The organism is Antarctobacter albus (assembly GCF_900101505.1).
In the GTDB taxonomy this organism is placed as follows: Bacteria; Pseudomonadota; Alphaproteobacteria; order Rhodobacterales; family Rhodobacteraceae; genus Antarctobacter; species Antarctobacter albus.
In genome coordinates, this window is sequence record NZ_FMZI01000005.1 from 109,223 (window position 1) to 127,408 (window position 18,186).

Genomic DNA, 18,186 nt, shown 5'->3' on the forward strand with positions numbered 1-18,186 from the left:
GTCAGGTCCGCGCTTTCTCGAAGGCGGCCCAGGCCGCCTCGAACTTGGCGAAATCGAACCCCTCTTCGCGCGCGGGGCCAAGAACAAGATGTTCCGTATTCTGCATCTTTTCAATCGCCGCGCCGATCCGGGTGACGATATCCGCAGGGATCACCAGCGCACCGTGCCGGTCCGCATGGACCAGATCGCCGGGGTTCACCGTCAGGCCGAAGATCTCGACCGGGGTATCCAGCTCGGTCACATGCACGAATCCGTGGCTTGGCCCGACAGAGCCCGCCACCACCGGGAAACCCGGCGCCAGGTCGCCCAGGTCGCGCATCACCCCGTTGGTCAGCGCCCCGGACATGCCAAAGCCCTTGTGAACCGTCGTGTTGACCTCGCCCCAATAGGCCCCGATGCAGTTCGGGAAATCCACGTCCTCGACCACCGCGACAGAGGGCTTCGGTCCCTCGGCCATCGCCTTGTAATAGGCCATCCGGCGCGCGCGGATCACGTCCGCCGGTTCCTCTGGCGGGGCGAGGGCGGAAATCTTTGCGGTCACCGCGTAGCCCACCATCGCGCCGCCCTCTGGGTCCGAGCACAGCATCGTGCCACGCGTGAACCCGTTGAAGCCGCGCTTACCCTGGGCCACCTCGATGGCGTTGCAGACGGTGGGGGTGTCGACGCTGCGCAGAAGCGCCAGAAGGGTGTCATCCATCACATTTCTCCAGCCAGGCCGCCAGGGCGGCATTGGTTTCATCGGGTCTTTCCAGGGTGGGCAGGTGCCCGGCATTCTCGATCACGCGCAGGGTGCTGCCGGGGATCAATTCCTGCATCAACTCGTGCCGCGCCACGGGGCACAGCGCATCGTCGCGTCCACAGAGCACCAGAGCCGGGCCAATGTAGGCGCGCAGCACCTCCTGTTGGTCCGGACGATCCGCCAAGGCCCGCGACTGGTTGAGAAAGACCTCGGGCCCCAGTGACAGCGCCATCTCCATGCAGAGATCGAGGATCTCGGGCCGGCGTGGGCCTTCGGTCAAGTAATTCGGTTTCATCTCGTCGCGCATCACCGCGTCGAGGTGCCCGGCCCGCACCTTGTCCATCTGCGGAACGCGACGGGCGCGCACCTCGTCCAGCTCCGCCTTGGGATTGGTGTCGAGCAGAGCAAGGCCCGCCACACGGTCGGGCGCCTGCCGCAGCACCTCCATCGCAACGATGCCCCCCATGCTGAGCCCCGCCAGCGCAAAGCGCGGCGGGGCATGGGTCAGCACCTCTGCCGCCAGTGCCTGCATCGTGTCATGCGCGCCGATCGGCGCACAATGAACCGCTCGGTTGCCGGACAACGCGGCGATCTGCGGCGCAAAGAGCCGTGCATCACACATCATGCCCGGCAGCAGGACAAGCGGGGTCATGAGACGCGCTTTGCCCCCTCGGCCAGCGCCGAGAGCTTGGCATAGGCGATGTCGGGATCCACCGCGCCGAAGCCAGCGAAGGTGCCAAAGCCGCAATCGGACCCGGCGATCACACGGTCGGCGCCGACGATATCGACAAATCGCTGGATGCGCTGCGCCACCAGGTCGGGGTGCTCGACGAAGTTGGTGGTCGTATCCACCACCCCGGGCACAAGAACCTTGCCTTCGGGAATGTCGCCCTTGCGGTCGCGGAACACGGTCCATTCATGGCCGTGGCGTGGGTTCGAGGTCTCGAACAGGACGTATCGCGCCTTGGCCGACATCAGCGTGTCGAACATCTGCGCCATCGGAATGTCGCAGACATGCGGCCCCTCGTAGTTGCCCCAGCAGATATGGATGCGCACCTTCTCCTCGGGCACATCGGCCAGCGCGTGGTTCAGCGCCTCGACATGGGCGGCAGCCACCTTGACGAATTCCGCATCGCTGAGATCGGTGAACAGCATGTGCCGCGACAGGGCCAGGTCCGGGCAATCCAGTTGCAGGTCGAGGCCCGAGGCGACAATCGTCTCGTATTCCGCCTTCATCGCATCGGCGAGCGCGGCCAGGTAGGCCTCGCGCGACTTGTAATAGTCGTTCTGAAGGAACAAGGAGATCACCCCGGGCGAGGCCGCGTTCATGAACCCCCGCTCGACCCCATGCGCAGCCATCGCGGCCTGAAGGTTGGCGATGTCCTTTTCCAGCTCGCCCTGGCCTTTCGATTTCACCTCTCCGACGCACATCGGGCGGGCGTATTGCGGTGTGCCGCCGTCGTCGGCGATGCGCTTGAGGAATGAGGGAAACAGTTTCAGGTCGGCGGGCGCGTTGCGCGGGCTGTCGCCGTCAAAGCCGGTGTAGCGGTCCTTGACGTAGGTCGCGTAGCTGATCTTCGACGTCTCGCCGTCCGAGACGATGTCGATCCCTGCCTCGGCCTGCTTGCGCACGGTGTCCAGAACCGCCTCGGTCATGGCGGCATCGAAGGCCCCGGCGTCGTAGTCCTGCCCGTTTTCCCTGGCAAAGATGTAATCCACGACCTTTTGAGTGCGCGGCAGTGACCCGACATGCGTGGTAAGAATGCTCATGGTTTCAGTTCCTTGTTCAAAGGCACGGCTTGCAGCACCGGCCAGCTTTCCCGGGTCATGCCACCGTCGACGCGCACGCGCTGCGGCAGACCGTCGGCACCCAGCCAGACCCAACCCCGGCGCAGGACGCCGTACATGTCCATGTCCTCGCGCCGCGGCGCCCGATCGAGCGAGACGGACCAGGCAGCCCGCCGGTAGGTATCGATCTGGGCATAGGTGCCCGGCGGTCCGATCCCATCACCCGGTTCAAAGGTGAAAGTGATCCTTGCCTGCTCTCCGCCCTTGCGCGATTTTTCCGGGTCGCGCAGATCGCGCCAGAGAAGCCCGCCGCTGACCAGGGCGATGGCCAGCCCGAGAAGCGCATCCCGGACACGACCGGACAGAATGTCCGACACCGCCCAGGACAGCCCCACAAACAGGACAAAGGCAAAGACCACCCGCATCGACGGTCAGCCCTGCCAGGTCTGGCCCGCAGGATCGTCGGTGGCGATCACATGGTACATCGCGGCCTCTCCGGTCATCGAGGGCACCGCCGAATGGGCCAGGTTTTCCGGTACGCTCATGGTGTCACCGGGTGCCAGGATCGCGCTGCCGCCCTCCCAGTCGACCCGCCAGTGCCCCTTGACCGGCATCAGGACGGAAGGCTTGTCATGGGCGTGTTTTTCCTCTGTCGCGTTGGCGCGGGTCAGGAAATCGACCTCGAACCCCGGCTTGTCGCGGATGATGCCGGTTTCGCCGATGACCTTGACCGCACCGTCATTGGCCAGCGCCACCATGTCGAGATAACGCCGGACGTAGCCGCCGATCACATCCGACGTCGTCGGACAATCGACCTTGGCCAGTTCTTCCTTGGTCAGCAGCGGCATGGGGTTCACGCCCTCGGGCAGGCTCTCGCCCTTCTTGCTGTCGTACAGCTTGCCGTTCTCGCCCAGGATCAGCCCGTGATCCTTGGCGTCCTCGATCACATGCGGCGCCCAGATCACGCCACCACCGGCATCGTCGCCGCCGAGGATCGCCATGATCATCCCGTAATCGGTACCGATGTTCTCGAACCCGCGGAAGATGTTGGTCGGAATGTTGAAGATATCCCCCTCTTCGAGGATCACCTCGCCCGCGTCGCCCTTTTCGCCCCAGAAGAAGCGCCAGCGCCCGGAGAGGATGAAGAACACCTCTGCCGTGCGGTGGTTGTGCATCGAGTTGCGGCACTTCGGCGGCTGCCCCGCCGCACCGATGTTGAACCCGTGCGGAATGGTGATGTGCACGTGCTGATCCGGCGACTCGGACACGCCGCCGCCGATGATGGTAAAGTTCTCCTTCTGGTTCGAACCCGGTGTATGGGCGTCGATGAAGGCGGTCTTGCAGGGCTGCAACTCGCCGTAGCGGACGATGCGGGCGTTCATGTCTTGCGGTGTCATGTGGGTCTTTCTCTGGTTGCCACGCGCTGTCCGGCGGGGCGGGTTGAACAAATCTAGTGAGACATGTTCAGCGCCCCGGGCGGGCGATTGTTCAGCCGCCGCGCACGACGGCTGGCGAGGAACCCGTGCAGGGGCCGCAATTGTCGCGCAAGTGCGATCATCAGACCTGCCCCTGATGCAGCAGGATCTGTTTCCAGATGGCGACCTCGTCGATCAGGGTGAATTCCCGGCGCAGGCCCCATTCGCCCCATTCGGCATGGGTGACGCCCATCACGTGCACCTCGGCCCCGGTGGGCGCCCCGAAAAATCCGTTTCCAGAATGCTTGCCGGTCAGCGACCAGCGCACCGCGGCGCGGTTGGGCGTTCCGGGGTCCGACCGGCCGATCTGGTGATGGATCTCGAATGTCGCGGTCGGAAAGGACGACCGCAGGCGCATCCAGTCCGTCTCGGCAAAGTCATAGGACCAGCCTCCGCGCGCGCCCCAATGTTCGGTGCGCACCGCACGGTCGTATTCCTGCCGGATGACGGTGAAATCCTTGTCCATCATCCGTGTCAGGATATCGGACAGCCGGGCGCCCCATTCGTTGTCATTGCCACGCCCGGTATAGGGGCCCTGGACATCGTGGCCGGGATGAAAGGGACGCTGGCAGGCATCGGGTCCGCCCTCGGCCTGGATCTGGTGGCGCGCGTAGTCCGCCGGCTCCCAGCCAAGCTGGCGCGCTATGCCGCCCACGTCGCGGATCAGCCATTCATCGTCGATCACGTCCCCCTTGGCGGCACAATCGGCAATAGCGCGGATGGTAAAGCTGCGCCCCGTGGGCGCGCCAAAGGCCCCGTGGCCGGTATGTGTGCCCGAGGTCACCAGCCGGTGCGAGGACAGGTAACGCCCCTCTTCCGGCCCTTCGGACCAGATCACGTCCTCGCCCAGCAACTGCCGGTCGGGGAACTCGGCCAGGGTCGCCAGCGTGCCGTCGATCACGCCAGCATTGCCCGTCACAAGGCCCGAGGGAAAGCGCATGGGGATGTCGCGGCCATAGTAATGGTGCAGCGTGGCCAGCCCGCGGTCTTCCCAGATCTCCTTGGTGATTTTCAGGATGTAATCGGGAAGGTCGCTGAACTTGTCGGAAAACCCCTTCATTCATGTGCTCCGGTCTGCAAGAGGATCTGTTTCCAGATCGCGGTTTCGTCAATCAGGGTGAATTCGCGGCGGATCGTCGGTTCGCCCCATGTGCCGCTGCCCGCGTAGGGCCCGAAGTCCGCGTGACTGATGCCCATGATGTAGACCTCGGCCCCCGTGGGCCGGCCAAAGCGGCCCCAGCCGGAGTGTCTGCCGTGCAGGCTCCACCTGACGGCGGCGCGCGGCGGCATCAGCGGGTCTTGGCGGCCCACCACATGTTCGATCTTGAACGTGGCCGTCGGAAAAGCGGCCCGCAGCCCCATCCAGAACCGATCCGCATCGGCCCAGCCCAGGCCGTCCTGGCCGCCGGGGTAGTGCAGGTTCACGCCACGATCGTAGGCGCGCGGGATCACGTTCATGTCCGCAGCCATGATCGCCGAGATCACGTCGGCGTAGCGTTGGCCCCATTCATTCTGGTTGCCCTTCCGGTCATAGGGGCCGGCCACATCCGTCGCCGGGGTCATCGGCGGAACGCAGGTCTCCGGGCCGCCCTCTCGCGCGATCAGGTCTCGGGTCCAGTCGACCACGTCGAACCCCACCTGGGCCACGATGGCGGATTGGTCCCGCACCAGCCATTCGTCATAGACCGCGTCGTCGCGGATCGCGCAATCGGCCAGGATGCGATAGGTCACCCGCCGCCCCGTGGGCGTGCCGTACATGCCGGGATGGCTGTGGGTGGCGGTGCAGATCAGCCGGTGAGACGACAGGAAGGCATCCGATGTTTCCGTCGCCCCCTCGGAATCCTCGCACCAGATCACATCCTCACCCAGCAATTCCCGGTCGGGGAATTCAGCCAGCGTCGCCATTGTCGCCGCAATGACGTTGGAATTGTCCACAACGACAGAGGCCGGAGAACGAACGATCAACCCCGGCGCATAGCGATGCCGCAGCGAGCCGATCTCTCGATCCTCCCAGATTTCCTTGGTGATGCCGATGATGAAATGCGGTACATCCTGCCACTTGGGATCAAATCCGCGCATTCAGGTTGCTCCAATGTTCCTTGTCGAGCCGCGCAACTTCAACTCTCCGTCCAGCGTGATGCGCTCGGGCGGGGTTTCGCGGTCCTCGATCCTGCGCAGAAGGATCTTCACCGTCTGCGCGATCATGCGATTGATGGGCTGGCGAAAGCTGGTCAGGTCATAGGCGGGCCAGGCGGCGATGGGCACGTCGTCGAAACCCGCCACCGCCACGTCCTCGGGGACCCGCAGGCCCAGCTTGAAACGGATCACGTCCATCGCGGCAAAGGCCATGTGGTCGTTACAGACGAAAACCGCGTCCGGGTAGTCGCGCCCCGCGAACATCTCCAGCGCCGCGGCCCGGGTCTGAGCGTATTCGAAGTTGCCCAGTTCGCGCGCCGTCAACGTCAACCCGGCTTCTTCCAGCCCGTCGCGGAATCCCGCCTCGCGGTCGCGCTGTGTCGTGGCTTCTTCGAGGCCAGCGATATAGCCGATCTTCTGATGTCCGGCGGCCGCGAAATGGGCGGCAATCGCCCGCCCTCCCTGGTAGTTGTCCGTGGTGACCGACGACATCCCGGATTCATCCTGTTCGCGGTTGAACAGCACCACCGGAATTCCATGATCCCGGCACCGGGCAGCCAGGACCGACGACATCGAGACGGAGGCCAGGACGATGCCGTCGACCTGATAATCCAGGATTTCGCGCATCACGTCCTGCACGTCGCCCACCGTGGGCGAGGACATGAAGACAAGGACGTGGTAGCCCTCTTTCTGAAGCGCAACGGAGAGGCGTTCGACGACCTCGGGGTAGAACTGGTTCTCAAGGTAGGCAACGACCAGGCCGATGATACGCGACCGGCCGGTGATCATCGCACGCGCCAGGACGTTGGGCCGATAGCCCAGCTCCTCCGCCGCCTGCAACACCTTTTCCCGCGTCGCCTTGGACACGCTGGCCCCGGGCGTGAAGACCCTGCTTACCGCCGACTGGCTTACCCCGGCGCGGCGCGCCACCTGTATCGATGTCACCCGTTCATTCGTCATCAGTCCGCCGTCCAGCCTCCGTCAATCAACATGGAGGTGCCGGTTACCAGAGCCGAGGCATCGGAGGCCAGATAAAGCACCGCCCCCATGATGTCCTCGACCTCGCCGACGCGGCCCAGCTTGATCTTTTCCTCGATCCAGGCGGCGCGCTCGGGGTTGTCGAAGGTCTGGGCGGTCAGCGGCGTACGGATGAAGGTGGGGCAGATCGAGTTGATGCGGATGCGGCGCTTGCCCCACTCGATCGCCATCGCCTTGATCATGCCTTCTAGCCCGTGTTTCGACGCGCAATAGACCGCCCGGTCGATGCCGCCCACATGGCCCATCTGGCTGCTGATATGGATGATCGAGCCGCCGGTCTCGGGCATGGCCTTGGCCGCCGCCACTGACAGGAAGTAGGCCGCGCGCAGGTTGACGCCCATGACGGCATCGTAGTCCTCGGGCGTGGTCTCCATCGCCGGGCCGTGGCGGGCGAGACCGGCGGAGTTGACCATCACGTCGAGCCGCTGCCCAGACAGCGCGTCCCGCATCACATCCAGATCGGCAATGTCCAACGGCAAGGCCGCGGCGCTCCAGCCCTCGGCCTGCATCTCGGCCACGGTCTCGTTCAGGCGGTCCGCCCCGCGCGCCGTGCAAATGACATGCGCGCCGGCCTCGGCCAGCGCCACGGCGCAGGCTTGACCGATGCCCGAAGAGGCACCAGTCACCAGCGCGCGCTTGCCGTCGAGGCGCAGGGAAGGTGTGCGCGGCAGGGTCATTCCGCCGCTTCCGCCAGTTGCGCGGGCGCCCCGTAGGGCACGTTCACCCCACCGTAGCGGCGCACACGTACGTTGCATTGTTCCGCGTGACCGACAAACCCCTCAAGCAGGCAGAGCCGCGAACCATAGGCGCCGATGCGGGCCGCGGCCTCATCGGTCAGGACCTTCTGATAGCTGTGGGTTTTCAGGTACTTGCCCACCCATAGCCCACCGGTATAGCGGCCCGCCTTCTTGGTCGGCAGGGTGTGGTTGGTGCCGATCACCTTGTCGCCGTTGGCCACGTTCGTTCGCGGACCAAGGAAAAGCGCGCCGTAACAGGTCATGTTGTCGAGGAACCAGTCGTCGCGGTCGGTCATCACCTGGACGTGCTCGCTGGCGATCTCGTCAGCCACCTGCAGCATCTCGTCATAGGTGTCGCAGACGATGACCTCGCCGTAATCCTCCCAAGACACTTTCGCGGTGCCGGCGGTGGGCAGGATCTCGAGGATGCGGTCGATCTCGGTCAAGGTGTCCCGTGCCAGCTTTTCGGAGTTGGTGATCAGGACACAGGGGCTGTTGTAGCCATGTTCGGCCTGGCCCAGCAGGTCCGTCGCACAGAGTTCCGCGTCGGCGGCGCTCTCGTCGGCGATCACCATCGTCTCTGTCGGGCCAGCGAAGAGGTCGATGCCGACGCGCCCGAACAGCTGGCGCTTGGCCTCGGCGACAAAGGCGTTGCCGGGGCCGACCAACAGGTGCACCGGCGCGATGCTCTCGGTGCCCAGCGCCATCGCGCCGACCGCCTGGATCCCGCCCAGCACATAGATCTCATCCGCTCCGCCCAGGTGCATGGCGGCGATCACGCCGGGGTTCGGCTCGCCGTTGAAGGGCGGGGTGCAGGCGACGATGCGCGGCACGCCGGCCACCTTGGCCGTCGCCACCGACATATGCGCCGAGGCGACCATCGGGAACTTGCCGCCGGGCACGTAGCAGCCCACCGATTGCACCGGGATGTTCTTGTGGCCCAGGATCACGCCGGGCAGCGTCTCGACCTCGATGTCGAGCATCGAGTCGCGCTGTGCCTGGGCAAAGTTTTTCACCTGCTCCTGGGCGAACTTGATGTCTTCGAGATCCTGAGGGCTGACCTTGGCAATGATCGCCTCGATCTCGGCCTCGCTCAGGCGATAGCTCTCACGGTCGTACTTGTCGAATTTCACCGCCAGTTCGCGCACTGCCGCGTCGCCGCGCGTCTCGATATCCTTGAGCGTCGAGGCCACCACAGCCGCGGTTTTTGCGTCGTCTTCGGCGCGGTCGGCCTCGGGTTTGCCGCGCTTGAGATAGGTGATGGTCATGTCGTTTCCTTCTCTGCACTGGGCGGCGTGAGCGTACCGTCGTCAAAATGCTCCCAGCCCTGCCCGTCGAATACATCCCGGCCCAGCTGGGCCAGGACAGCGGCGAAATCGACCGACACCCAGTTGTCGGCGATACGCCCCTCGGTCACTTTCCAGAAATCCATGTAGGGGATCGTCACCCGCTTGCCGGTGGGCGCGATACCCATGAAGGTCCCGGAATGGGTCGCCTCGATATGGCCAAAGCAAGACGCCCAGTCGCCTTCACAGATGAATTTCTCGGTCTTGTACTCCCGCTCGGTAAAGGCAGCGCGCAGCGGCAGCTGCCAGTTGCGGCGAAAGGCATCCAGCCCCGGTTTCGTGCCGCAACCCTGGTTGCCCATCCAGCGGAAGTCCTCGTGGAAATGGCTGCCCATGTCGTTGGAATTGGCGCCCAGCGCCTCTTCCATGCGGATGATGACCTGGCGGGTCGCCTCGGCCTGTTCCTCGGGGGTCATTATTGTGCGATCCTTTCTCCGCTCGCGGTGTCGAAAAGGTGGCAGATCCCGGCGGGAATGCGGGCGTTCACCGTATCGCCGATCTCGGCCCGGTATTCCTTGTTGGTCTTGATCGAGACAAGCGATCCGCCCAGCCGCCAGGTGATCATCGACGCCTCGCCCAGGAGTTCGATGGAATACATCGGTGCCGAAATCTCGCCCGCGCCGTCCACGATTTCCGCGTCCTCGGCCCGGAACCCCAGGGTGACATTGCCGGACGAACCGGCGGGCAGGCCCTCGACCCGGATGCCATCCCCCTGGAAGACGCCGTTTTCCAGCCGGCCTTCCACCAGGTTCATCGCCGGGGATCCGATAAAGCTGGCGACGAAGGTATTGGCCGGGTTGTCGTAGATGTCCGTGGGCGTGCCGACCTGCTGGATCTTGCCCTTGTTCATGACGACCACGCGGTCGGCCAGCGTCATGGCCTCGATCTGGTCATGGGTGACGTAGACTGTCGTCGTCTTCAGTTTGGACTGCAGGTTCTTGATCTGCGCCCGCGTGCTGACCCGCAGCTTGGCGTCCAGGTTCGACAGCGGCTCATCCATCAGGAAGACCGTGGGTTTGCGAACGATCGCCCGGCCCAGAGCCACGCGCTGACGCTGACCACCCGACAGTTCGGCGGGACGGCGGTCCATGAAATCGTTGAGTTCGACCATGTCGATGGCCTTCATGACCATCTCGTGATGCTGTTCCTTGGGCACTTTGCGGACGCGCAGCGGAAAACGGATGTTCTCGTAGACGCTGAGGTTCGGGTAAAGCCCGTAGGACTGGAACACCATCGAGATGTCGCGATCCTTGGGTTCGAGGTTGTTCACCACCCGGTCGCCCAGCCAGATCTCGCCGTCGGTCACATCCTCCAGCCCGGCGATCATCCGCATGGTGGTGGACTTGCCGCAGCCCGAAGGCCCCAGCAGAACAAGAAATTCCTGGTCCGCGATGTCGAGGTCGAAATTGTCCACGCCGACGAAGGACCCCCAGCGCTTGTTCACGTTCTTGAGTTGCAGTCTGGCCATTTGAAAAGCCCCTTATCCCTTGACGGCGCCGGCGGTCAGGCCGCTGACGATCTGGCGTTGGAAGAACAGGATGAGCACGAAGAGCGGCACGATGGCCGAGACGACGGCGGCGACGGCGTACATCACCTTGCCCTCTTCCTGGGTGGACCCCAGGAACGAGTTGATCTTGGGGATCATCGTCGCGTTTTCCTGCGTGAGCAGCATCGAGGTGACGGTGAAGTCATTGTAGGCCAGCAGGAAGCTGAACAGCCCCGTCGTCACCACGCCCGGCCACATGACCGGGATGATCGCCAGGCGGAACGCCTGGAAGCGCGTGCAGCCATCGACCATCGCCGCCTCGTCCAGATCCTTGGGGATCGAGAGGAAGAAACTGTGCAGCATCCACAGGGTGAAGGGCTGATTGATCGCCACCAGCACGATGATCGTTGTGGGCAGGTAACCCCAGATGTTCATTTGGAAGAAGGGCAGCAGGTAGCCCGACACCAGCGTCACATGCGGCATCGCCCGGAACACCAGCGCGGCCATCAAGAGCCAGAAGGTGTACTTGAACCCCGACCGTGCAAGCGCATAGCCGCCCAGCGTGCCCAGCGTCAGCGAGATCACCACGGTGAAGAAGACGACGATGCCGGTGTTGAGCACCGCGCGCCAGAATTCCTGTTCGATCCAGGCGCCGCGATACCCGTCCAGCGTGAAGGGCCCGCCATGCTGGCGTTCCGTCACCGGCCCCGTGATCGCGTTCATCCAGTCGGCGCGGGAAAAGAAGTCGCCCTCGACCTTGAAGGAACCCCACATCGTCCAGAGGAAGGGAAAGGCGGCAACCACCAGCCAGAACAGTACGAAGACCGTCGACAGGGCCACCAGAGATGGCGGTTTCTTGTTGGCAAGATTGGACATGTCCGGCCCTCCCTCAGGTCTTGCGGTTGAATTCGCGCCAGTTGCGGCGCAGCACCGGCAACAGCAGGATGATCACGCCGACGATGGTCAGCATCGAGGTCGCCGCGGCCGAGCCGAAGAGCGGCGATTCAGCGGCGCGAAGGTCGTTGTAGATCAGGTAGCTGAGCGAGGTGGCACTGGCCGCGGCCGAGAAACCGATGATCGGCTCGAAGATGCGGAAATTGTCCATCAACTGCATCAGCGCGATGAAGGTCGCCAGCGGCATCAGGTATGGAATGGTCACGAAACGCACCCGCTCCCACCGGCTGGCCCCGTCCACCATGGCCGATTCCAGCGTATCCTGAGGCACCGTCTGCAAACCGGCGTAGAAGACGACAAAGGCAAAGGGCGCCGAATGCCAGACACCGTAGACGAACAGCGTGATCCAGGTCAGCGTCGGAGAGGCCTTGAGCGACAGGGTGGGATCGCCGAACAGTGCCTGCAACCCCGCCCCGATGATGCCCCGGCTGTCGATCATCCAGAACAGCACCAGCGAGCCGACCAGCGGCGTCACCAGCATCGGCAGCAGCGAGAAGAAGATCACCGGCCCTTTGAGCAGCTTGGGGATGGAGTTGACCACCACCGCGATGATGAAGCCCAGGATGATCACCAGCGGCGTCACGATGAAGGTATAGGCCAGGGTAAAGATCAGCGCCTTGTAGAACGGCAGGTTCATGATCCGGTTGCGGATCTCGCCGAAATTCTCGCTGGTGGCAAAGATCTCGCCGATCTCGTCGAAGGCAAGGTGGCTGGCGTTGGTATAGGTGCCCAGCCCGTTGAACCGGCCAGCCGGTTGTTCGGCCCGCAGGTCGGCCATCGCCTCGACGTCGACGGTGACTTCCTTGTTGCAGCCGAACGGCCCGCAGGTCTCGGCCTCGATCAGGATCTGTTTGTGCTCGATGAAAAGCGACTGGTAGCCCACCGAAAGGATCGGCAGCGCGATGAACAACACCATCGCCAGGAGTGACGGCCAGATAAAGGCCATGAACGTCTTGTGAGGCATGACTTCCCCCTTGTCGCGCCCGCCAGGGGCACGAGGTCATCCGTTCCGCTGATTGGGGTGAGTGGGGCCGCCCTGCGGCGACCCCGGCCGGACCGCCCCTAGTTCAGGAAGCCGGCTTCGGTGGCGGCGGTGGTATAGGCCGCTGTCACATCGGCCAGCGCCTGTTCGGCACTTTCCTTGCCCTGCAGGAACTCTGCCAGGTTGTCACCCAATGCGGTGTGCAGCAGGCCCATGTAGGGCAACATTGGGTAGGGCCGCGCGCCGGCCTGCAGGTCGGCGATCACGCCAGTGGCGGCCGGTGTCGGCTCATAGCCGTCGATCAGCCAGACCGCCGCATCCATGTTGGCCGCCAGCATGTCCTGCGACAGGCCGTTCATCATCGCACGGAACGACGCCTCGGCATCCTCGTCCGAGATGTTCTTGGCGATGGTGAACCCGTCCCACCAGAGCGCCGCCGAGGGAATACTGTACTCCCCGATCGTGGGCGCCGCAGCAAAGGCGGTATTGGCCGCGATTTCCGGCGCCGGGTTGTCATTGGCGATGTAGGCCCCGGCACGCGACCCCCAGGAGATCGACAGCGCCGCCTCGCCCGCTTCCCACAGCGGCTTCTGCGCGTTGCTGTCGAAGGTGGCCCAGTCCTGGCTCATGTAGTCCAGCATCTTCTTCATGTTGTTGAGAACGAGAAGACCATCCTCGTTGTCGATCGCCAGTTCGGCGCTGCCGGGCACGAAGAAGTCATTGCCGGTGGCAAGGTAGTTGTTCACGAACTCGGCTGCGATGTTCCAGCCGGGCATGTAGTTCGAGGAAATCGGCGTCTCCATGACGCCCGCTTCGCGCAGCTTTTCGGCGGCGGCGAACATCTCGGCGTAGCTGGTGGGCACGGGGATGCCGTGTTCCTTCAGCAGGTCTTCGCGGTAGAACATGTGCTGGGCATTGGCCATGAAGGCGATTGCCATGATCTTGCCGTCGACGACGATCTTCTGGCTGTCCTGCAGCTGGCCGCCCCATTTCTCGACGTATTCGTCCAGGGGTCGGATCAGACCGTCGCTGAGCAGCGGCACGATGGAGTTTGTGGCGACAACGGCGACGGTGTAGCTGGCCGGATTGGTCGTCAGCGCCGGCACCTGGATGTTCTTGTGTTCCTCGGTGTGGTTCTTCGTCACCTCGACCTTGTCGTTGGCACATTTCGCGGCCCAGTCGGCCACCGCGTGCAGCGCGTCGAAGTCATTCGACAGAATGCGGACCGATCCGCTCTCGATGCCGCAGTCGGCCCAGGCGCCACCCGCCGATGCAATCAGTGCACCCGCGGCGACCGTTGCCCTAACATTGAACTTCATTCCGATCTCTCCCGTTGGAACTGCGCGCGCCCTCCGGCCACCCGGACAGCCTCCCGATTTCTACCCCGGCCTCTTTTCCGCCCGGGGTTGCGCGCTTGTCATGGTCATTTGCCTTGCGTCGCCCCGGACAATGGCCCGGAACCACCTTACCGTAGCAATTCATGAATACGATTGCAATAATTTCCTGCAAACGCCAGAATGCCCACAAAGGGAGACCAGGATGACCACTGACATCACCGCACTGAAACGCAGCCTGCACAAGGATCTGTCCGCACTTTGCGAAAGCGGACAGGCCGATCTGGGCGCCCGGCTAGCCGCGCTCTACCACCCCGAGGTCGAGGTGCGCGCCGCCCATCCGATAAACGAGGGCGTGGGGTTGGACTTCCTAACCGATTCGCTCTGGCGGCCCCTGATGGCCGCCCTGCCCGACCTGGAACGGCGGGACCTCATCGTAATGGGCGGAGAGTACGAGGGGCGCACCTATGTCGCCATGATGGGCCATTACTGTGGCACCTTCCGGAAAGACTGGCTGACCATTCCCGCCACCGGGCGCCCCATCTACCTACGCTACGGCGAGGTGCACGAGGTGCGTGACGGCAAGATCGTCCAGACAAACTGCCTGTGGGACGTGCTGGACGTGATCCGGCAAGCCGGGTTCTGGCCATTGGCGCCCAGCCTGGGAACAGAGGGCATGTGGCCCGGACCGATCACCGGGGACGGCCTGATATTCACCCCGCAGGACCCGGAAGAAGGCGCGTCCAGCATCGCGCAAACCCTTGCCATGCAAGGCACTTTGGCGGCCTACGACGACTTTGGGAAACGCGGGCGCGAGGGCCTGCTGACCATGCCGCAAAAGGACCACTGGCACCCCATGATGATGTGGTACGGGCCGTCGGGCATCGGCACGACGCGCGGCCTGCAGGGTTTTGTGGATTATCATCAGCTGCCGTTCCGCCGCGCCTTTCCCGGTCGCAAGGGCGGTGGGCAATGGGATGAAATCGCCGAACTGAAGGCCCGGCACAAGGGTGGCCACTATATCCGCGTGGGCGACGGCCCCTACTCGGTGACCGGCGGCTGGCCCAGCGTCTTCGCCACGCATGACGGCCCGGATTTCCTCGGTCTCGCGGCCACGGGACGCCCGGTGATGATGCGGGTGATGGATTTCTACCTGCACCACCAGGGCCTGATTCGCGAAAACTGGGTACCGCTCGATATCCTGGACCTGCTGATGCAGATGGGCGTGGACGTCCTGGACCGCCTGCAGAGCCATTTCCGCCGGGGCGCCGGGCTGGAGTGACGTGAGACTTGCAATCGTATGCATTGCATGCTTCATTCCGCGCAAGTGAAACCGCAACGTCAGGACAGAGACATGGCCACGAAGGACCAGCCCGCAAGCGAAACGGCACCCAGGGGCAAGGACACGCCCCCGGGCAAGACCAACCCGGCATCCGTGCTGCAGGTCGAGCGGCGCGACTTTGTCGACATCGTCCCCGAAGGCCGCGACCGCGCGCAACCGATGCGGGGTTTCGACCCGATCTATACCGACATCGTGGATTACATCGTCCGCTGCACGCACCGCATCTGGGACGAGCGCGACGTGGGGCTGATCTATACCCACTACACGCATAACTGCGTCGTCTACCACGCCACCGGCACGATCTATAACCGCGAGGATGTGGTCCATGACACCATCAAGCGGATGTTCATGCTGCCCGAACGCCGCGGCATGGCCACCCAGGTGATCTGGAACGGCAACGAGGACGATGGCTTTTACACCTCGCACCTCGTCACCGGCACCGGGCGGCACACCCAGCCCGGCATCTACGGCAAGCCCACGGGCCGCACATTTGTCGCGCGCACCATCGCCGACTGCATGATCTACGAGAACATGATCTACCGCGAATGGCTGGTGGTCGACAGCATGGCGCAGGTGAAACAGATCGGGCTGGACGCCCAGGCCTACGCCGAAAACCTCGCCCGGCCCTACTTTGAAAAGGGGCTGCTGGCCGTCGACATGGGCGAAAACCGCCGCCTGATCGGCCAGTACCCGCCCGAGACCGCCCCTGACACCGAGATCGCCAATACCGACCTCGAACGCGAGGTACTGGAGTGGCTGCACGAGATCCACAACAAGCGCATGTTCGGCAAGATCCGCGAGGTCTATGCCCCCACGGTCCAGTACCACGGCCCCCTGATGAAGGAACTCTACGGCCACGGCGCCGTCACGCACCAGACGGTCGGCCTCTATGCCACCGTGCCGGACGGGTTCTACATGCCGCAGCACATCTGTTCGGTCCCCTGCGAGGAAGGCGGAACCAAGGTTGCCGTGCGCTGGCTGATCGAGGGGCATCACCTCGGCTGGGGCGTGATGGAAGAGATCGGCGCGCCCACCGGCAAGCGGGTGCAGATCATGGGCATGAGCCATTTCCATATCAAGAACGGCCGCATCGTCGATGAATGGACGAACTACGACGAAATGTCGGTACTGATGCAGATCAAGCTGGCCCAGATGGCCGACCGCGACAGCGCGGTCCTGGACGAAGGCGACGCCTGAGGCCGCCTGCCCTGACGGCTTGGCGGGGCCGTCCCGACAGCCCCGCCAAGCACGTTCTCAAAAACGCATCGTGGCCTCGACTGCGCGTTGCCAGGCCGCGTATTTGTCCTGGCGCGTGGCCTCGTCCATCGCCGGGACAAAGCTCTTCTCCAGCGCCCAGCCCGCCGCGAACTCGGCCTGTTCCGGGTAGATCCCGGCGCGTTGACCGGCCAGCCATGCCGCCCCCAGCGCCGTTGTTTCCAGCACCTTGGGCCGGTCGACCCGCGCGCCGATGATGTCCGACAGGAACTGCATGGCAAAGTCCGAGGCGCTCATACCCCCGTCCACCCTGAGGACGGCATCGCTGACCCCGCCCATGTCCGCCTGCATGGCAGCCAGCAGGTCACGGGTCTGGTACCCGACGCTTTCCAGCGCGGCGCGGGCAAGCTCTGCCGGGCCGGAATTCCGGGTCAGGCCAAAGACCGCGCCCCGGCATTCGGCATTCCAATAGGGCGCGCCCAGCCCGGTAAAGGCCGGCACCAGGACCACGTTCTGCGCATCATCTGCGCCTTCGGCCAGCGGCTGCGTCTCTTTCGCCTCGCGGATGATCTTCAGCCCGTCCCGCAGCCATTGCACCACCGCCCCGGCGATAAAGATCGAGCCTTCGAGGGCGTAGGTCGGCTTGCCGTCCAGCTGGTAGGCGATGGTCGTCAGCAGGCGATTTTGCGAACGGACCGGCGTATCGCCGGTGTTGATCAGGGCAAAACAGCCCGTGCCATATGTGGATTTCAACATGCCCGGCGCGAAACAGGCCTGCCCCACCGTGGCCGCCTGCTGATCGCCGGCGATGCCCAGGATCGGGATCGGGCGACCAAACAGGTCCGGTCGGGTCTGACCGAAATCGGCGGCGCTATCACGGACCTCTGGCAGCATCGACATGGGGATCCCCAGCCGGTCACAGATCGTCTGTGACCAGCTGCCCTTGCGGATGTCATAGAGCATGGTGCGCGCGGCATTAGTGGCGTCGGTCACATGCACCGCGCCGCCGGTCAGGTTCCAGACCAGCCAGGTATCGACGGTGCCGAACAAAAGGTCTCCGGCCTCGGCACGGGCGCGGGCGCCATCCACGTTTTCCAGCAGCCAGGCCAGCTTGGTGCCGCTGAAATAGGGATCGAGCAAGAGCCCCGTTCGGTCCGTCACCGCGTCCTCGAACCCTTCATCCTTCAGGCGACGGCACAGGTCGGCGGTGCGCCGGTCCTGCCAGACAATCGCATTGTGGATGGGCTTGCCGGTCTTGCGGTCCCAGACCAGCGTGGTTTCGCGCTGGTTGGTGATGCCGATGGCGGCGATCGCTGCCCCGCCCGCCTTTTCGATCGCAGCGCGGCAGGTGGCCGCAGTGGTGGCCCAGAGATCCGCCGGATCATGTTCCACCCAGCCGGAGGCCGGATAATGCTGGGGGAATTCCTCTTGCGCCGAGGCGACGACAGACATGGAAGGATCGAAGACGATGGCGCGGGTGGATGTCGTGCCCTGATCGATGGCCAGAATATGGGTCATGACCGCCTCTCCTCAAAGCGATTTCAGGTTGCGCTGTCGCAGCGCCGAGTATGGGGGGAAAACAAGGGGTGGTCGAGGCCCCGAAGGGCCCCGACC

18 protein-coding genes are annotated in these 18,186 nt (G+C 64.2%); 2 read left to right on the forward strand and 16 right to left on the reverse strand.

Annotated elements, in window-relative coordinates; genetic code table 11:
• Nucleotide 1 precedes the first annotated feature (1 nt).
• From BLQ71_RS10125 to BLQ71_RS10195, 15 genes are all read right to left on the reverse strand, one after another.
• Entirely contained in the window at nucleotides 2-697 is a 696-nt protein-coding gene (locus BLQ71_RS10125) for an RraA family protein (RefSeq protein ID WP_074621626.1), read from the reverse strand.
• Nucleotides 690-1,391 (reverse strand): alpha/beta fold hydrolase, encoded by a 702-nt coding sequence (locus tag BLQ71_RS10130; RefSeq protein ID WP_074621627.1) that lies wholly within the window; start codon nucleotides 1,389-1,391, stop codon nucleotides 690-692. The genes BLQ71_RS10125 and BLQ71_RS10130 overlap by 8 nt, the downstream gene beginning before the upstream one ends.
• The gene (locus BLQ71_RS10135) at nucleotides 1,388-2,509 is read right to left on the reverse strand and encodes a cobalamin-independent methionine synthase II family protein (protein WP_074621628.1); all 1,122 of its coding nucleotides are present in this window, start codon (nucleotides 2,507-2,509) and stop codon (nucleotides 1,388-1,390) included. Before BLQ71_RS10135 ends, BLQ71_RS10130 begins: the two co-directional genes overlap by 4 nt.
• Nucleotides 2,506-2,952, reverse strand: coding sequence for a hypothetical protein (locus tag BLQ71_RS10140; RefSeq protein WP_074621629.1), 447 nt, complete (start codon nucleotides 2,950-2,952; stop codon nucleotides 2,506-2,508). Before BLQ71_RS10140 ends, BLQ71_RS10135 begins: the two co-directional genes overlap by 4 nt.
• A 6-nt stretch (nucleotides 2,953-2,958) precedes the next feature.
• Nucleotides 2,959-3,924: a cupin domain-containing protein gene (locus BLQ71_RS10145; protein ID WP_074621630.1), complete on the reverse strand. Its 966-nt coding sequence runs from the start codon at nucleotides 3,922-3,924 to the stop codon at nucleotides 2,959-2,961.
• Between the two features lie 160 nt (nucleotides 3,925-4,084).
• Nucleotides 4,085-5,062, reverse strand: a complete 978-nt coding sequence (locus BLQ71_RS10150) for a nuclear transport factor 2 family protein (protein ID WP_074621631.1) — start codon at nucleotides 5,060-5,062, stop codon at nucleotides 4,085-4,087.
• Complete coding sequence (locus BLQ71_RS10155) at nucleotides 5,059-6,081, reverse strand: nuclear transport factor 2 family protein (protein ID WP_074621632.1); 1,023 nt, start codon at nucleotides 6,079-6,081, stop codon at nucleotides 5,059-5,061. Before BLQ71_RS10155 ends, BLQ71_RS10150 begins: the two co-directional genes overlap by 4 nt.
• Nucleotides 6,082-7,098 carry a LacI family DNA-binding transcriptional regulator gene (locus BLQ71_RS10160; RefSeq protein ID WP_043138099.1) on the reverse strand — a complete coding sequence of 339 codons (1,017 nt, stop codon included), beginning with the start codon at nucleotides 7,096-7,098 and terminating at the stop codon, nucleotides 6,082-6,084.
• Nucleotides 7,098-7,853 (reverse strand): SDR family NAD(P)-dependent oxidoreductase, encoded by a 756-nt coding sequence (locus BLQ71_RS10165; protein ID WP_074621633.1) that lies wholly within the window; start codon nucleotides 7,851-7,853, stop codon nucleotides 7,098-7,100. Before BLQ71_RS10165 ends, BLQ71_RS10160 begins: the two co-directional genes overlap by 1 nt.
• The gene (gene hisD / locus BLQ71_RS10170; protein ID WP_074621634.1) at nucleotides 7,850-9,181 is read right to left on the reverse strand and encodes a histidinol dehydrogenase; all 1,332 of its coding nucleotides are present in this window, start codon (nucleotides 9,179-9,181) and stop codon (nucleotides 7,850-7,852) included. Before hisD ends, BLQ71_RS10165 begins: the two co-directional genes overlap by 4 nt.
• A complete protein-coding gene (locus BLQ71_RS10175) occupies nucleotides 9,178-9,675 on the reverse strand; it encodes an ester cyclase (RefSeq protein ID WP_074621635.1) in 498 nt (165 codons plus the stop codon). The genes hisD and BLQ71_RS10175 overlap by 4 nt, the downstream gene beginning before the upstream one ends.
• Complete coding sequence (locus BLQ71_RS10180; protein WP_074621636.1) at nucleotides 9,675-10,727, reverse strand: ABC transporter ATP-binding protein; 1,053 nt, start codon at nucleotides 10,725-10,727, stop codon at nucleotides 9,675-9,677. The genes BLQ71_RS10175 and BLQ71_RS10180 overlap by 1 nt, the downstream gene beginning before the upstream one ends.
• A 12-nt stretch (nucleotides 10,728-10,739) precedes the next feature.
• Complete coding sequence (locus tag BLQ71_RS10185; RefSeq protein ID WP_043138112.1) at nucleotides 10,740-11,621, reverse strand: carbohydrate ABC transporter permease; 882 nt, start codon at nucleotides 11,619-11,621, stop codon at nucleotides 10,740-10,742.
• A 13-nt stretch (nucleotides 11,622-11,634) separates the two neighbouring features.
• Nucleotides 11,635-12,663 carry a carbohydrate ABC transporter permease gene (locus tag BLQ71_RS10190; protein WP_043138115.1) on the reverse strand — a complete coding sequence of 343 codons (1,029 nt, stop codon included), beginning with the start codon at nucleotides 12,661-12,663 and terminating at the stop codon, nucleotides 11,635-11,637.
• A 98-nt stretch (nucleotides 12,664-12,761) separates the two neighbouring features.
• On the reverse strand, nucleotides 12,762-14,000 hold the full coding sequence (locus BLQ71_RS10195; protein WP_074621637.1) for an ABC transporter substrate-binding protein: 1,239 nt from the start codon (nucleotides 13,998-14,000) through the stop codon (nucleotides 12,762-12,764).
• Nucleotides 14,001-14,220: 220 nt separating this feature from the next.
• Between BLQ71_RS10195 and BLQ71_RS10200 the strand changes: the two genes are divergently transcribed.
• Together BLQ71_RS10200 and BLQ71_RS10205 are read left to right on the forward strand one after the other, a co-directional pair.
• Nucleotides 14,221-15,297, forward strand: coding sequence for an ester cyclase (locus tag BLQ71_RS10200; RefSeq protein WP_083342213.1), 1,077 nt, complete (start codon nucleotides 14,221-14,223; stop codon nucleotides 15,295-15,297).
• Nucleotides 15,298-15,369: 72 nt separating this feature from the next.
• Entirely contained in the window at nucleotides 15,370-16,554 is a 1,185-nt protein-coding gene (locus BLQ71_RS10205) for a nuclear transport factor 2 family protein (RefSeq protein ID WP_043138120.1), read from the forward strand.
• 57 nt (nucleotides 16,555-16,611) lie between these two features.
• On the opposite strand, the gene glpK is transcribed toward BLQ71_RS10205, so the two are convergent.
• A complete protein-coding gene (gene glpK / locus BLQ71_RS10210) occupies nucleotides 16,612-18,090 on the reverse strand; it encodes a glycerol kinase GlpK (protein WP_074621638.1) in 1,479 nt (492 codons plus the stop codon).
• Between the last annotated feature and the right edge of the window lie 96 nt (nucleotides 18,091-18,186).